This window comes from Streptomyces sp. NPDC029151 (assembly GCF_055564315.1).
Window position 1 is genome coordinate 276,434 of record NZ_JBVHWQ010000003.1, and the last position, 15,329, is coordinate 291,762.

The 15,329-nt window shown below is 71.7% G+C and carries 9 protein-coding genes; 4 read left to right on the top strand and 5 right to left on the bottom strand.

Translation table 11 applies throughout. The features are described from left to right. Positions 1-102: 102 nt before the first annotated feature. The gene (locus ACZ4VF_RS14245) at positions 103-2,163 is read left to right on the top strand and encodes a galactose-binding domain-containing protein (RefSeq protein ID WP_467926570.1); all 2,061 of its coding nucleotides are present in this window, start codon (positions 103-105) and stop codon (positions 2,161-2,163) included. 280 nt (positions 2,164-2,443) lie between these two features. On the opposite strand, the gene ACZ4VF_RS14250 is transcribed toward ACZ4VF_RS14245, so the two are convergent. Continuing rightward, positions 2,444-4,513: a SpoIIE family protein phosphatase gene (locus ACZ4VF_RS14250; RefSeq protein WP_467926011.1), complete on the bottom strand. Its 2,070-nt coding sequence runs from the start codon at positions 4,511-4,513 to the stop codon at positions 2,444-2,446. Positions 4,514-5,212: 699 nt separating this feature from the next. Continuing rightward, positions 5,213-6,478, bottom strand: coding sequence for an MFS transporter (locus ACZ4VF_RS14255; protein ID WP_467926013.1), 1,266 nt, complete (start codon positions 6,476-6,478; stop codon positions 5,213-5,215). A gap of 111 nt (positions 6,479-6,589) precedes the next feature. On the opposite strand from ACZ4VF_RS14255, the gene ACZ4VF_RS14260 reads away from it, so the two are divergent. Beyond that, positions 6,590-7,060 carry a winged helix-turn-helix transcriptional regulator gene (locus tag ACZ4VF_RS14260; RefSeq protein WP_467926014.1) on the top strand — a complete coding sequence of 157 codons (471 nt, stop codon included), beginning with the start codon at positions 6,590-6,592 and terminating at the stop codon, positions 7,058-7,060. Positions 7,061-7,071: 11 nt separating this feature from the next. On the opposite strand, the gene ACZ4VF_RS14265 is transcribed toward ACZ4VF_RS14260, so the two are convergent. Together ACZ4VF_RS14265 and ACZ4VF_RS14270 are read right to left on the bottom strand one after the other, a co-directional pair. Continuing rightward, on the bottom strand, positions 7,072-8,643 hold the full coding sequence (locus tag ACZ4VF_RS14265) for a M4 family metallopeptidase (RefSeq protein ID WP_467926015.1): 1,572 nt from the start codon (positions 8,641-8,643) through the stop codon (positions 7,072-7,074). Positions 8,644-8,846: 203 nt separating this feature from the next. Beyond that, positions 8,847-9,827 carry a LysR family transcriptional regulator gene (locus ACZ4VF_RS14270; protein WP_467926017.1) on the bottom strand — a complete coding sequence of 327 codons (981 nt, stop codon included), beginning with the start codon at positions 9,825-9,827 and terminating at the stop codon, positions 8,847-8,849. A gap of 311 nt (positions 9,828-10,138) precedes the next feature. Between ACZ4VF_RS14270 and ACZ4VF_RS14275 the strand changes: the two genes are divergently transcribed. Then, positions 10,139-11,149 (top strand): hypothetical protein, encoded by a 1,011-nt coding sequence (locus tag ACZ4VF_RS14275; protein ID WP_467926018.1) that lies wholly within the window; start codon positions 10,139-10,141, stop codon positions 11,147-11,149. A 57-nt stretch (positions 11,150-11,206) separates the two neighbouring features. On the opposite strand, the gene ACZ4VF_RS14280 is transcribed toward ACZ4VF_RS14275, so the two are convergent. Beyond that, positions 11,207-13,132, bottom strand: a complete 1,926-nt coding sequence (locus ACZ4VF_RS14280; protein WP_467926019.1) for a flavin-containing monooxygenase — start codon at positions 13,130-13,132, stop codon at positions 11,207-11,209. Between the two features lie 661 nt (positions 13,133-13,793). On the opposite strand from ACZ4VF_RS14280, the gene ACZ4VF_RS14285 reads away from it, so the two are divergent. Then, entirely contained in the window at positions 13,794-15,272 is a 1,479-nt protein-coding gene (locus tag ACZ4VF_RS14285; RefSeq protein ID WP_467926020.1) for a sugar transferase, read from the top strand. The last annotated feature ends 57 nt before the right edge of the window (positions 15,273-15,329 follow it).

Sequence of the window (15,329 nt, forward strand, 5' to 3'; positions counted from 1 at the left end):
GAGTATTGACTCGGACGGCGGCACCACCCATCCTCATGGCGCACAGTTTACGCAGACATGACAAATGGGTTTCCCGTCGACCGAGGGACGTGGGCCGTGGCCATGACCAGCCGCCCGTACCGCCGACGCACAGACGTCACCGTAGTCTCGCTGCTCCTCCTCGTCCTGGCCGCCGTGCTCGGCCCCACTCCGAGTTCGGCGGCCGGGAACGACTGGTGGGTCCCGGGCGCACGGCCGTCACCGGACTCCGGGATCGGCGTCACCGGCGAGCCCTTCACGGGGACGGACGACCGGGGCGAGGTGCGCGGGTTCGTGGACGCCCACGACCACCTGTTCGCCAACGAGGCCTTCGGCGGCCGGCTCATCTGCGGCAAGGTCTTCTCCGAGGCCGGGATCGCCGACGCGCTCAAGGACTGCCCCGAGCACTACCCCGACGGCTCGCTGGCCGTGTTCGACTTCATCACCAAGGGCGGTGACGGCAGGCACGACCCGGTCGGCTGGCCCACCTTCAAGGACTGGCCGGCGCACGACTCGCTGACCCACCAGCAGAACTACTACGCGTGGGTGGAACGGGCCTGGCGCGGCGGCCAGCGGGTGCTCGTCAACGACCTGGTCACCAACGGCGTCATCTGCTCGGTGTACTTCTTCAAGGACCGCGGCTGCGACGAGATGACGTCCATCCGGCTCCAGGCGAAGCTCACTTACGACCTCCAGGCCTACGTCGACCGGATGTACGGCGGTCCGGGCAAGGGCTGGTTCCGGATCGTCACCGACAGCGCCCAGGCCCGCGAGGTCGTCCGGCAGGGCAAGCTGGCGGTCGTGCTGGGCGTGGAGACCTCCGAGCCCTTCGGCTGCAAGCAGATCCTGGACGTCCCGCAGTGCGACCGCAAGGACATCGACGCCGGCCTGGACGAGCTGTACGCGCTGGGCGTGCGCAGCATGTTCCTGTGCCACAAGTTCGACAACGCGCTGTGCGGGGTGCGTTTCGACTCCGGCAGCCTCGGAACGGCCATCAACGTCGGGCAGTTCCTGTCGACCGGCACCTTCTGGAAGACGGAGCAGTGCGCGGGGCCGCAGGCCGACAACCCCATCGGCTCGGCCGCGGCACCCGGGGCCGAGGCGAAGCTCCCGGCGGGCGTGAGCGTCCCCTCGTACGACGCGGGCGCGCGGTGCAACGTGCGGGGGCTCACCGACCTCGGCGAGTACGCCGTGCGGGGCATGATGAAGCGCAAGATGATGCTGGAGATCGACCACATGAGCGTCAAGGCCGTCGGCCGCGCGCTCGACATCCTCGACTCCGCGTCCTACCCGGGCGTGATCTCCTCGCACAGCTGGATGGACATGAACTGGACCGACCGGGTCTACGGGCTCGGCGGTTTCGTCGCCCAGTACATGAACGGCTCGGAGGGCTTCGTCGCCGAGGCGAACCGCACGAAGGCGCTGCGGGACAAGTACGGCGTCGGCTACGGGTACGGCACGGACATGAACGGCGTCGGTGGCTGGCCGGGACCCCGGGGCGCGGACGCGCCGAACAAGGTCGTCTACCCCTTCCGCAGCGTCGACGGCGGTTCCGTCATCGACCGGGTGACCACCGGTGAGCGCACCTGGGACCTGAACACCGACGGGGCCGCGCACTACGGCCTCGTCCCGGACTGGATCGAGGACATCCGGCGCGTCGGCGGCCAGGACGTGGTGAAGGACCTGTTCCGGGGCGCCGAGTCCTACCTCGACACCTGGGGGGCGACCGAGCGGCACGAGGCGGGTGCCGATCTCGCCCGGGGGGCGGCCGCCACGGCCAGTTCGGCGGAGTGGTGGAACCCGTTCACCAGCTACGCCCCCGGTCGCGCCGTCGACGGCAGCCGGGACACCCGCTGGGCCAGCGGGTGGAGCGACGACCAGTGGCTGCGGATCGACCTGGGCGCCACCCACCGGGTCGGCCGGGTCACGCTCGACTGGGAGCGGGCGTACGGGAAGGCGTACGGCATCCAGCTCTCCACGGACGGCACGGACTGGCGGACGGTCTGGTCGACCACCGAGGGCGACGGCGGTCTCGACACCGCGCGCTTCGCCGGGACACCGGCGCGCTACGTCCGCGTCGCGGGCACGCGGCGTGGCACCCAGTGGGGTTACTCGCTCTACGAGGTCGGCGTCCACAGCGACTGACGCACGGGCCCGGCGGTGCCGCCGCGACACTCGGGCGGCACCGCCGGGTCTCGGGACGGCGGCCGTGACGGCCTTTGGGACACGGGGCGGCGCACCCTCGCCGGCGGTGTCCTTCTGGCCGGTGCCGTCCGGGCCCCGGGGCGGCGGACACCGCCGGGTCGGCGGCGAGGCGCTTGGGCTGCCGCGGAGCAGCAGGAAGGTGAAGCCGTTGCTCGGCCGCCGGGCCGCGGCAGCGTCGAAGACGCCCGGTGCCTCGGGCGCGTCCGGTCGAGCGGCCCGCTCAGGGCAGGGCCCGGGCGATGAGCAGGGCCACGTCGTCGTCTCCGCCGGGCGGCCGGAGCCGCCTCAGGATGCGGTCGCAGCTGTCCTGCAGATCGCGGCCCCGCGTCGCGGTGAGCGCGTCGAGCAGAGTGTGCAGGCGGGCGTCGATGGGCTCGCTCCGGGTCTCGACCAGGCCGTCCGTGTAGAGGACCAGCTCGTCGCCGGGGCCGAAGGGGATGGTGGTGGCCTCGAAGGGGACCCCGCCGACACCGAGCGGTGCTCCGGTGGGCAGGTCCAGAAGGCGGGCCGGGCGGCCGGGTCGCATCAGGGCCGGCGGCAGATGACCGGCGAGGCAGATCTCGCACTCGCCGCGACCGGGGTCGTAGACGCAGTAGATGCAGGTGGTGATGGCCTGCTCGATCCCTTCGGTCAGATGGTCCAGGTGGCCCAGGGCCTCCGCCGGGGGCAGGGCGAGTTCGGCGAACGCCCTGGCGGCGCTGCGGAGTTGGCCCATCGTGGCGGCGGCCGTGATACCGCTGCCCATGACGTCCCCGACGACCAGCGCCGTCTTGTCGCCCCGGAGCGGAATGGCGTCGTACCAGTCGCCGCCGATCTCGCTCGTCACCCCGGCCGGCTGGTAGCGGCAGGCGACCTCCAGGCCCGGCACGTGCGACGGGGGTTCGGGCAGCAGACTGCGCTGGAGTGTGAGGGCCGCATGGCGCTGGGCCTGGTATCCGCGGGCGTTGTCGATGCACACCGCGGCGCGCGCGGCCAGCTCCCAGGCGAGGAACAGGTCGTCGTCGTCGAACGGCGCCCGGTTGCGGGTGCGTTTGAGGTCGAGGGCGCCGAGGACCTCGCCCCGGGCGAGCAGGGGCACGGCCAGGTACGAGTGCACACCGGCCGCCGCGAGATGAGCGGCGGCCTCGCCGTGGCGGGCGATGCGGTCCAGGTCCTCGCGACTGGTGTGGGGCAGCAGGACCGGTTGGCGGGTGCGCACGCACTGGGTGATCAGTCGGTCGCTGTCGTAGGTGGCGAGTTCCCCCGGCGGGTCGGCGGCGCGGACCGCCTCGGTGGCGTGGGAGGCGCTGATGGCGAGGGCGCGGAACCGGGCGGGTCCGTCGTTCGACGCGGTCCGGCCGTCGAGGGCGCTGTCGAGGACGTCCACGGCCGCCACGTCGGCGAGGGCCGGCACGACGACCTCGGCCAGCTCGCACGCCGTCGTCTCCAGGTCGAGGGTGGTCCCCACGGACGCGGACGCCCTGGCGATCAGTGCCAGCCGCTGCCGGGCCTGCGCCGCCTCGGCTGCGGCCTGGTGGCGCTCGGTGACGTCGATGACGGAGTAGGCCAGGCCCAGCACACGCCCGCCGGAGTCCTCCAGCCGGTAGTACGAGACCGACCAGGCGTGTTCGTGGTCCGGGTCGATGGGGGGATGGCAGACGATGTCCCGGTCCACGACCGACTCGCCCGTCTCCAGGACCCGGCGCAGCCGTGCCTCCGGATCCGTGTCCAGGTAGGTGAGGACCTCGCCGACCGGCCGGCCGAGACGGTCGGCGGCGCCCTGGCCTGTGATGCGTTCGAGGGCGGGGTTCACGGCGAGGTAGCGCAGCTGCGGGTCGAGGATCGCGAGGCCGATCGGGGACTGGGACACCAGGCGCATGGCCAGGGCGGCGTCCCGCTCAACCCGCTCCACCGCCGCCTGGTCCGCGGCGAGGCCGAGGACGTAGGTGTCGCCGAGGTCGTCCAGCAGCCGCATGTTGCGGAACTCCACCAGGCGGGTGCTGCCGTCCTTGTGCCGGATCGGGAAGGCCCCGGCCCAGTCGGTGCCGGATTCCATGACCTCGGCGAACAGCTTGATCACTTCGTCCCGGTGCTCCTCGTGGATGGTCAGCGGAGCCGCGTACCGACCGAGCGCCTCGGTCGCGGTGTAGCCGAACAGTTCCTCGGCCTTCGTGCTCCAGAAGACGACCTGTCCGCTCGTGTTCAGCACCACCGCGGCGACGCTCAGCAGATCGAGCAGCCCACTGGGCGGCGCGGCCGAGCCTGCCACCGGCCGGGCGTCGCCTGCCCGGGAGGAGTCCGTCGTGCCCATGCCTCATCCTCCCTCCCGCTCGGCGCCATGGCTCGTGCGGTACCGGCGGGCGTTCTCCCCATCCATGGTCGTCCCAGACCCGGACGGCACAACACCTGGTCCGACTGGTGGACACTTCGGGCTTTCGAAACATTCCGGATGCTCCGCACGGTGCCGGCGCTGGGACCCCTGGTCAGGCGGGGTGTGCTCCTCGACTCAAGCGCGGTCCGCGGGGTCCGCCGACTGAACCCGGGACGGGCGGTACGCCCCGGGACTGTGACGGCCGGCGGGGGCGACGCGGAGCTGGGCGCCTGGGACCCGGGCACGGTGAGCGAGGGCCTCCACGTGGACGCCGTAGCGCTGCCGGCCGGGCGGGTGCCGCCCTGCTCGGCGGCACCGGCGGACGGCGATGTGCGCCCTCGCCGGTGCGCGCCCTGGCCGTGGCCGCGATGGGGGTCGTACCGCCGACAACCCGGAGGCGGAAGCATCGGCGCCGGCGACCCGTCCGCGTTCCAGCGCACGCACCGACAGCAGGCGCACCAGGCGGCCACCGCCCCGGAACCGCCGTCGCCGCACCCGTCCACCTCTCCTCGGCGGGCTACAGCGCGGGCGCCGCGACGTGGAGCCCTTCCGCCGACCGGGAGGCGTACCTGGGGGCCCGCGGCCGGTGACCGACCGCCCGGCACCGGACGTCACCGGTCACCGGTCACCGGTCACCGGTCACCGAGTGTCGATCGCCGATCTCCGACGGGTCGTCGCCCACAGGAGCAGGGCGGCGAGGCTGAAGGACGCGCCGAGGGCCGACACGGCCGGCCAGCCCGCCACCGCGTAGGCCAGGGAGGAGCCGAGGCCGCCGAGGCCGCTGCCCGCCGAGTAGAAGACCATGTAGCCGCCGATGATCCTGCTGCCCGCGTCGGGCCGGACGGCGTGGATCAGGGTCTGGTTGGTGACGTGGACGGCCTGCACGGCGAAGTCCAGCAGGACGGCGCCGGCCGCGAGCGCCCACAGCGACTGCCGGGTCAGGGCGATGGGGAGCCAGGACAGCGCCAGCAGGGCGAGGCCTGCGCCGGTCGTGCGCTGGGCGAGCCCCCGGTCGTTCCAGCGCCCGGCCGCCCGGGCCGCGACGGCCCCGGCCGCTCCGGCGAGCCCGAACGCACCGATCGCGGTGTGCGACAGCGACCACGGCGGCCCGCTCAGCGGCTGCGCCACCCCGCTCCACAGCGTGCTGAAGGCCGCGAACACCAGCAGGGCGAGGGCGCCCCGGATCCGCAGCAGCGGGTGGCGGGCGAACAGGGTGACGGTCGAGGCCACGAGCCGGCCGTACGACACCTCGCGCACCCCCGCGGCCGGCGCGCCCGGCGGCAGCGCGCGGCGCAGCAGTACGGCGAGGACGGCGGTGACGCCCGCGGACGTCAGGTAGACCGCCCGCCAGCCGGCCAGGTCGGCGAGGACGCCGGCGGCGGCGCGGGCCAGCAGGATGCCGGTGACGATGCCGCCGGTGACCGTTCCGACGGCGCGGCCGCGCCGGGCGGGCGGGCTCAGGGCGGCGGCGGCCGCGACCATCGTCTGGGCGACGACGGCGAGCAGCCCGACCAGGGCGAGCGCGCCGAACAGCGCCACGGCGCCCGGCGCCAGCCCCGCGGCCAGCAGGGCGAGTGCCAGCAGCCCGAGTTGGGCGGTGACCAGGCTCCGGTGGCCGAGCAGGTCGCCGAGCGGCACGAGCGTCAGCAGGCCGGCCGCGTAGCCGAGTTGGGTGACGGTGACGATCGCGCCGAGCAGTCCCGCGCCGAGCGCGAACCGCTCGCCGAGGGTCACCAGCAGGGGCTGGGCGAAGTAGACGGTGGCGACGGAACTGCCGCAGGCGAGGGCGAGCAGGGTAAGGAGCCGGGCGGGCGGTGACGCGTCCGGCGCCGGCGCGTCGACGCGTGCCCCGTGGCCCGCCGTCCCGCCGCACCCGCCGACCGTGTCCGGGCACTGGATCGCCACACCGACACACCCCTCCCCTTGGTTGCAACTTGCTACCTCCACGACCGTAACCGTGCGCGGTAGCATGTTGCAACCGCGCCTGGAGAGGGCGCCGGAGGAGAGGAGCCGCGGATGGTCGCCCGCACCCGTTTCGACGCCGACCCCTGTCCCGTGGCGCGGTCGGTGAACGCGATCGGCGACTGGTGGTCCCTGCTGATCGTGCGGGACGCCTTCGACGGCAGCCGCCGGTTCGGCGAGTTCCGGCGCAGCCTCGGCATCGCCAAGAACATCCTGGCGGCACGGCTGCGCGCGCTGGAGGAGGCCGGGGTGCTGCGCGGCGTGCCCGCACCGGACGGCGGGGCCCACCGCGAGTACCTCCTCACGGACAAGGGCCGCGCCCTGTTCCCGGTGATCGTCGCCCTGCGCCAGTGGGGCGAGGAGCAGTGCTTCGCCCCCGGAGAGGACCATTCCCGCCTGCTGGACCGCCGGACCGGCCGCCCGTTGCCCCCGGTGCGGATCCGGGCGGCGGACGGACGGCCGGTGGGGCCGGAAGACACCGTCGTGGAGAAGGTCCACGAGACGGAGGCGGGCGCGGCCGGCTGACCGGGGCGGGGTCAGGAGACGCCGACGGCGCTCCAGGCCGCGGCCACGGTGGTGTACTCGGGGCCGGTGGCGCCGTAGAGGTCCTTCGCCGCGTTCAGGGTCGCGGTGCGGGCGCCCTTGTAGTCCGTGGTGGAGGTCATGTAGACGGTCAGCGCCCGGTACCAGATGGCGGAGGCCTTCTGGTTGCCGATGCCGGTGACGGTGGAGCCGTTGCAGGTGGGGCTGTTGTAGGAGACGCCGTTGATGGTCTTGGCGCCGCTGCCCTCGCTCGCGAGGTAGAACCAGTGGTTGCCGACGCCCGAGGAGTAGTGCACGTCGAGCCGGCCGACCGACTTCGACCAGCAGTCGGCGGAACCGCCGTCCAGGGACGGCTTGTCGAAGCGGCGCAGCCACGGCGGGGTGGACTGGTCGCTGAAGAGGTAGTCGGGGGTGTCCACCGGGTTGTGGGCGTACCACTCGACCATGGTGCCGAGGATGTCGCTGGTGGCCTCGTTCAGGCCGCCGGACTCGCCGCTGTAGCGCAGGTTGGCGGTGGCCGAGGTGACGCCGTGGGTCATCTCGTGGCCCATGGTGTCGAGGTCGACCTGCTCGGGGTCGGTGCTGCCGTTGCCGTCACCGGTCATCATGCAGAAGCAGGAGTCCGACCATTGGGCGTTGTCCCAGTTGGTGCCCACGTGGACGAAGACGGTGGCGCCGCGGCCGTCGTTCTTGATGCCGTTGCGGCCGAAGGTCGTCTTGTAGTAGTCGAACGTCTTCGCGGTGTTGGCGTGCGCGTCGACGGCGGCGGTGGCGCGGTCGGTGGAGAACTTCCTGCCGTCGCCCCAGACGTTGTCGGCGTCGGTGAAGGCGGTCCCGGAGGAGGCGCTCAGGGACGAGGACGAGGCGTTGTGCGCGTCCTTGGTGACGTGACCGCGCACCGGGTCGGTCAGGGTGAAGGTGCCGTCGGCCCGCTGGGTGGTGTCGAGGGTGACGTCACCGGTGTACTCGGAGTGGCCGGTGCCGGTCGACTCGCGCTCGGCGTCGTAGTTCTCGATCGCCGCACCGGTGGCGGCGTCGGTGACGAAGACCTCACCGTGCGGCTGGCCCTTGTCGCCGAGGCCCTGCACGGTGGTGCGCCAGGCCAGGCGCGGGGTGCCGTCGGCGGCCCACACGATCAGCTCGGGGGTGGACCTGGCGTTGCGCACCAGCCCGTGCGCACGCTTCAGGGCTCTGGCGGCGGTGCCCTTGGCGTCGACGGCGGGGGTGACGGAGGCGAGCGCCACCTTGTGGGCCTTGGCGCGGGTGGATCCCTTGAGCGAGCCGTCGGCCTTCTGGTGGACGACGAAGTCGCCGCCGACGACGGGGAGTCCGCGGTACGTCCGCTCGAAGCGGACGTGCTGGGTGCCGTCGGCGTCGATCACGACGTCCTTCACCTTGAGCGCCTGGCCCGCGCCGAACCCGAAGGTGTCGGCGTGCCGGGTCACGTTCGCCTTGGCCTGGGATATCGCCGTGTCGCGGACGGAGGTTCCGCTCCGTGCCGCGTGGGGCTGGGAGTAGGCGGGTACGGCCAGCGCACCCGTGGTGATGACGCCGGCGGCGACCATCGCGGAAAGGGCAAGAAGAGGATGAGCAGGACGAAGAGGACGATGAGGACGGGGCATGACGGGGAGATTCCTTCGCTCGTCGTGGGGTGACGACGTCCCGTGGACGTTGACGCGAAGTGTTCACCAGGTGACATGTTCCTGACGTGATCCCATCTGGGATACAACCCCGGAGCTATAGGGCACGGGGGCCGCGGCCCGTCCCGTCAGCCGCCCCCGCCGAGGGCGAACTCCTCTCCCCCGCCCTCCCACCAGGCCAGATACTGCGGCCGCTGCCGCACCAGCGACAGATAGCCGGCCAGCAGACGCTCGCACGCCGCGTCGGCCAGCTCCAGCGGAAACGATTCCCTGTTCCAGGCCAGCACCAGCCGCCGGTGGAACGGGACGTCCACCAGCGGCCGTTGAACGGTGCCCTGCGCGGAGACGTCGGCGGTCGGCCACACGCCGCAGACGGCGCGCCGGCCGGCGACCAGGATCTGCGCCACGGACAGGTCCGGCGTCACATGGGCGATGCGCGGGGTGAAACCCGCCGACTGGCAGGTGAGGTGGAGGTACGCGTGCACACCGCTCTCGTCGGCCTCCGGCATCACCCAGTCCTCGTCCGCCAGTTCATGGAGGGCGACCGTCTCCTGGCGGGCCAGCGGGTGGTCCTCGGCGAGCAGGACGAAGACCGGTTCGCGCAGCAGGGTGCGGGTCACCACCGACTCGCCGACCGGGAGGGGGAATCCCGGGAACTCGCCGAACACCGCGATGTCGCACTTCGACAGGCCCAGCGATTTGACCAGGGTGTGCACGGAACGGCGGGCGTCGATGGTGAGCCGGCGTTCCGGGACGAGTTCGAAGAGGGCGGTGAGCAGCAGGGACACCAGGGGGCCGGCGGTTCCGCCCGCCCGCAGCGGGGCGGCGGCCCGTCGCTCCGCCTCGGCCGCCGACCGCGCGTGCGCGCGCAGCCGGTCGAAGCCCGCGACGAGGTCGCGGGCACAGCGCAGCACGTACTGCCCGTTCTCGTTGGGTTTCACCCCGTCGGCGCCGCGGACGAAGAGCGGGCCGCCCAGCTCCTGTTCGATCCGCTTCAGCTGGGCGCTCATGGCCGGCTGCGAGAGCTGCAGCCGCGCGGCCGCCCTCCGGATGCTGCCGGCCTCGGCGACCGTGAGCAGGACACGCAGATGCCGGAACTCCAGGTGCATGAACCATCCCCGCTCAGCGCGGGGGCAGCCCCTGCCCCCCCGTGACCAGCAGAACCAGCTGCCCGACGGCATGGTGACCAAGACTCCGACGGGCCCGTTCGGCGCGACAACCACGGGACGGTAAAACCTGGGCGCGGGCGCGGGAACCGTTTCTCTCCGCCGGGGCAACCATCCGGGCGGGTCGTGAGTCTTGTGATCGATCATGTAGTGATCGGACCCACCAGGAGACCATCATCAGCGCCATACACAAGACCCTGTCCGCCGCCGCCGTCGTCGGCGTCGTCCTCGCGGGGTCCGCCGCCTGCGGAACGGTGGAGCAGCTCTCCGCCGGCAAGAAGCTCGACCAGGCCTTCGACAAGCTCGGCAAGAAGAAGCAGATCTCCTTCGAGCTGGACCTGGACACCGACGCCGCGTCCCTGAAGGCGCTGGACGCCAAGTCCGACCCCAAGCCCGGCGAGGAGATCCCGGACGAGGCCGCCGACCTGCTCAGCGGCGCGAAGGTCACCCTGACCGTGCAGTCGAAGAAGCCGATCGAGGACTCCGGCGACAAGGATTTCGTCGGCATGGCCATGAAGGTCAGCAGCCCGGACGGCGACCTCGTCGAGTACCGGGTGATCGGCGACGTCGTCTACGTCCGCGCCGACATGGACACCGTCGGCAAGGCGACCGGCACCCCCCTCCCCTCCGCCGACGACCTGCCCCCGGAGGCCGGGGCGTTCAAGGACGTCCTCGAGGGCAAGTGGGTGAAGTTCGGCACCAAGGACATGGAGAAGGCCCGCGGCAAGGGCAAGGAGACCGGCGGCGCTCCCGCTCCCGGGCCGTCCTTCGACGCCAAGACGCAGAAGAAGCTCTCCGAGGCCCTGCGCAAGGTCGTGGCCCGCGAGGTCACGTTCAAGACCGCCGGCGGCGAGGACGGCACCGAGCACGTCACCGCCACGGCCCCCTTCCGCTCGCTCGTCACCCAGCTGTTCCGCGAGATCCGCCCCCTGGCGAAGGACCTGCCGCCCGGCATGGAGCTGCCGACGGACAAGGATCTGAAGGACGCCCCCAACAAGAAGGTGACGGCGGACTTCACGCTCAAGAACGGTGAGCTGACCGAGGTGGACGTGGACCTCGCCAAGCTGGCCGAGGACGCCAAGGTCAAGAAGCTGGGCCTGACCCTGCGGATGAGCGAGGGCACCAGGCCCACCGCTCCGGCCGGCGCCAGGAAGCTGGACCTGGGCGAGATGGCGCAGGGCTTCTTCGGCGGCGCGGCGATGGGCGAGCCCGACATCGACACGAGCGGCCTGGACGGCGAGGGCTCCGCGGACAGCGACCTCTGACCGAGCGGCGCCGGACGTACGACCGCACGGCGAGGATGTGGCGGCCGCCCACCGGGCTCAGCGGATCTCCAGGTCCGCGAAGTCCACGTGACGCAGGAAGCGCCACACCTCGCCGGCCGAGAAGGGGCACTGGGTCGCCGTGCGGCCCGCCTCCGTCCAGTAGTAGGTGCGGGCGCGCGGGTCGCTCCAGGTCTTGGTGAGGTTGCGCCGGTCGACCTCCTCGTTGAACCGCCGGTACGGCTCCTCCCGCACCGTGATCGCCTTCCTGCCGTCGCGCACCAGGCGCTCGATGCATTCGAGGGCGTGGACGGTGATCAGTTCGTGGTAGGTGGGGATGTTGAGCATGCTGCTGGTGTTCGGGCCGTAGACGGTCCACAGGTTCGGGAAGCCCGGCATCATGCAGCCCTTGTAGGCCCGTGCCCCGTCCTCGCTCCACAGCTCGTCCAGCGTCAGCCCGCCGCGTCCGGTGATCTTCATCGGGAACAGGTAGTCCCTGGCGCGGAAGCCGGTCGCGTAGACGATCGCGTCCAGCTCGTGCCGGGTGCCGTCCTGTGTCTCGATCCCCGTGCGGCCGATCCGGCGGATGCCGTCCGTGACGAGCGTGACGTCGTCCCGCTGGATGGCGTCGAGCACGCTGTACTCGGGGTCCACCAGGACCGGTCGCGCCGAGAGCACGGGGTGCGGGGGCGTCATCCTCTCCACGAGCCGGGGATCGCCCAGTTTGCTTCTCAGGAAGGCCAGGGCGTTGTCCCGGGCCGCCTTGTTCGCGGCGCTCAGGGAGTGCGGATCGTCGAAGCCGGGGTCGATCTCGGTCACGCTCGCCAGCGCCTCGGTCGCGTACGTCGCCCGGAAGCGCATGAAGTTGGTGTGGTACGGCATGTTCCGGTCGAGCCAGGTGACCTGCTCGGGGAAGGGCGAGCGGTAGCCGGGCACGCCGAACAGCCACTGCGGAGTGCGCTGGAAGACGGTGACGTGTCCGGCCTCCAGGGCCAGCTCGGGGATGAGCTGGTAGCCCGTGCAGCCCGTTCCGATGACCGCGATCCGCTTGCCGGCCAGGTCGGCATCCCGGGGCCACCGGGCCGTGTGCCAGGACGGTCCGTCGAACTCCTCGGCCCCCTCGATCCGGGGGATGTGCGGCCGGTTCAGGAAACCCACGGCGGAGATGACCGCGTTCGAGCGGACCGTGTACTGCCCCCGCGGGCCGGTGACGTGGATCGCCCATGTCCCGGAGTCCTCGTCCCAGTCCATCGCGCGCACCTCCGTGTCGAACACGATGCCGGTGCGCACGTCGAACTCGTCGGCGACCCAGTCCAGGTACTCGGCGTTCTTCTCCGCCGGGCAGAAGGGGTACGGGTAGCCGAAGTCGACGCCGTACAGGTGGGTGTACGCGCGGCTCGGGGAGTCGACGCGGCAGCCCGGGTAGCGGTTCTCCCACCATGTGCCGCCGACACCGGAGTTCTTCTCGATGACGGTGTGGGCGATACCCGCCCGCTTGAGCTGGACGGCGGCGTTGAGGCCTCCGAGGCCGGCGCCGATCACCGTGACGTGGAAGTCGTCCAGCCGCTCCCGGGGCGGCGGCTCCTGCCACCGCAGGGAGCGGGCCCACGGGTCCAGGGCGAGGTCCTCCAGCCACAGCCCCATGTCCTCGTCGGGGATGTCCTGGCCGGCCGCGAGCGTCAGGCTGACCGGCAGGCGCTCGGCCGGTCCGGGCCCGACGGCACCGGCTCCCGCGTCGCGGTACGCCTTCAGGAACAGCGCCGCCTTCCCGCGGAGCAGCGCGATGTCCGCGTCCCGGTGGAGGACCCGCATGGCGAGGGCGCCCGCCGGTACGGTCGTCACCTGCGTCGCGGTGACCTCCTCGTCCCCGGTCAGCTGGTACAGCAGGCCCCGCAGCACCATCGGGTCGGCGTACCGGACGGCGTCCTCGATGGTCGCGTCGCTCGCGTCGAGCAACTCCTCGCGGGGCTCTTCACGTGTCGCCATCAAGTCGTTCCTCTCGGTACGAGCTCATCGCCTGGCCGGCCGGCATCATGGCGACGCCCCTCACCTGGCTGTCGTGGACACACCAGCCACTACCTTAACTCTCTTGCCGCGCAGGGTTGTTGAAGAGTGACCGATCGCGCCGTCACGCGCGGCAGATGAGCACGACGGTCACGTACAGGCCAACCGCGGGCGTGCGCTGGCGCGAATTCATCTTCGGAAGGGCGTCGATCCGAGGAGCGCTTCCCAAGCCTGAGCACAAATTCCACACATCCCCTCTCCATACCGGTTCCGATGGTCTAGATTGACCGTGCTTCAGCCGTTCGGACACAAGGCAACCAATAACGATCTTCAGGTCCGGCGTTCCGGATAGCCGGCAGTCGCGCTCCCGGGGCCGGATGATCGATTCCTGGAGCTCGAAAGGGAACCTCGGGTGTGGGGAGCACCCGGGGATTCGAAGGGTTTTCGAACACCTCGGCATCCGGCAGGACACGCGAATCCGCTGCCGCCGGGAAGGGTTGTTCGAATAACTCCGCAATAGCCGGGACGGCATGCGCGGAGGGCGCCTCCCGAAAGGAGGAGCGGTACGGGAGGCGGGGGCCTCCCGATGGGGAGGAACAGTGTTGGGCGAACACGTCGAACCACTGGGACCTGGGGGGGTTCTGTGCGGCAAGGGGGACTTGTCCGCCCTGTTCCGTCGGCGCGCGAGCGTCTGGCGGACGGGGCAATCAGCCGGCCCGCGATCGAGTGGGAGCAGCGGTACCGCCGTACCGTGATCATCAGCGACACCGTGGCCACCGCGTTCGTGGTGGCGGCGATCGGCAATTTCTTCGGGGCCCGGGACGCGGCCAACTGGCACGAGAAGTGGGGGATTCTCGCATTCGGCACCGAACTGCTGGTGCTGGGGGCGCTCGCGGTGAGCCGGTCGTGGGCTCCGGCCGTACTCGGCCAGGGCGCCGAGGAATTCCGGCGGCTCGGACGCGCACTGTTCACGGCGACCGTCGTACTGGCACTCGGCGGGATCGCTCTCACCTCACGCAACATCAAACTCTGGATCTTCGTGGCCATCCCGGCCATCGCGCTCGTCACCATGACCGCGCGGTATCTGCTGCGTCTGTGGCTGCACGGACACCGGAAGGAAGGACGGTGCCTGAGGCCGGTGCTCGCCGCCGGAAGTACGGCCACCGTGCGCGATCTGATCATCCGGACCCGCAAGTTCCCGCACCTCGGCTGGCGCGTGGACGCGGTCTGCACGACGGACGGTCCCGGTTTCGACGGTGACGAACTGGACGGCGTACCGATCGTCGGACGGCTGGCGGACGTCGCCCACCACGTCCGCCGCGACGGCTACCGGGTCGTCGCGGTCACACCGGACCCGCACTGGTCACCGGACCGGCTGCAACGGCTGGCCTGGAACCTCGAGGGCAGCGACGCCGAGATGGTCGTGGCCCCCGTGCTGATGGAGGTGGCCGGCCCGCGGCTGCACGTCGACGCGGTGCTCGGTATCCCGCTGCTGCGGGTCAGCATGCCGGCCTTCACCGGGGGCCGCCGGGTGGTCAAGGGGGTCGTCGACCGGATGGGTGCGGCGGTCCTGCTGGTGCTGTTCGCGCCGCTGATGGTGTTCGTCGGGCTGCTCGTGGTGGCGGGCGGCAGGGGCGGGGCGTTCTACCGGCAGCGCCGGGTCGGCAAGGACGGACACGAGTTCACCATGTACAAGTTCCGCACCATGGTCGTCGGGGCGGACCGGGCACGCGCCCAGCTGGCCCACCGCAACGAGGGCGCCGGCCCGCTGTTCAAGATGCGCCGGGACCCGCGGGTGACCCGGGTGGGAGCGGTGCTGCGCCGGTACTCGCTCGACGAACTGCCGCAGCTCTTCAACGTGCTCACCGGATCCATGTCGCTCGTCGGCCCGCGGCCGCCGCTGCCGGAGGAGTGCGCCGCGTACGACCCGGACATCCGGCGACGGCTGCTGGTCAAGCCCGGACTCACCGGGCTGTGGCAGATCAGCGGACGCAGCGACCTGTCGTGGGAGGAGGCGGTCCGGCTGGACCTGCGGTACGTGGAGGACTGGTCGCTCGCCCTGGACACAGTGATCTTGTGGAAGACGCTGCGTGCGGTGCTCTACGGGCAGGGCGCCTACTGATGCGAGGGGGCCGTCGTCCGGCCCGGCGCGCGAACCGCAGGCCGGACGGCCTGCCTG

Coding starts and splice junctions, on each gene's coding strand:
- ACZ4VF_RS14260 (WP_467926014.1), top strand. CDS start 6,590: ATGGTCGCCCGCACCCGTTTCGACGCCGACCCCTGTCCCGTGGCGCGG.
- ACZ4VF_RS14265 (WP_467926015.1), bottom strand. CDS start 8,643: ATGGTCGCCGCCGGCGTCATCACCACGGGTGCGCTGGCCGTACCCGCC.
- ACZ4VF_RS14245 (WP_467926570.1), top strand. CDS start 103: ATGACCAGCCGCCCGTACCGCCGACGCACAGACGTCACCGTAGTCTCG.
- ACZ4VF_RS14250 (WP_467926011.1), bottom strand. CDS start 4,513: ATGGGCACGACGGACTCCTCCCGGGCAGGCGACGCCCGGCCGGTGGCA.
- ACZ4VF_RS14280 (WP_467926019.1), bottom strand. CDS start 13,132: ATGGCGACACGTGAAGAGCCCCGCGAGGAGTTGCTCGACGCGAGCGAC.
- ACZ4VF_RS14270 (WP_467926017.1), bottom strand. CDS start 9,827: ATGCACCTGGAGTTCCGGCATCTGCGTGTCCTGCTCACGGTCGCCGAG.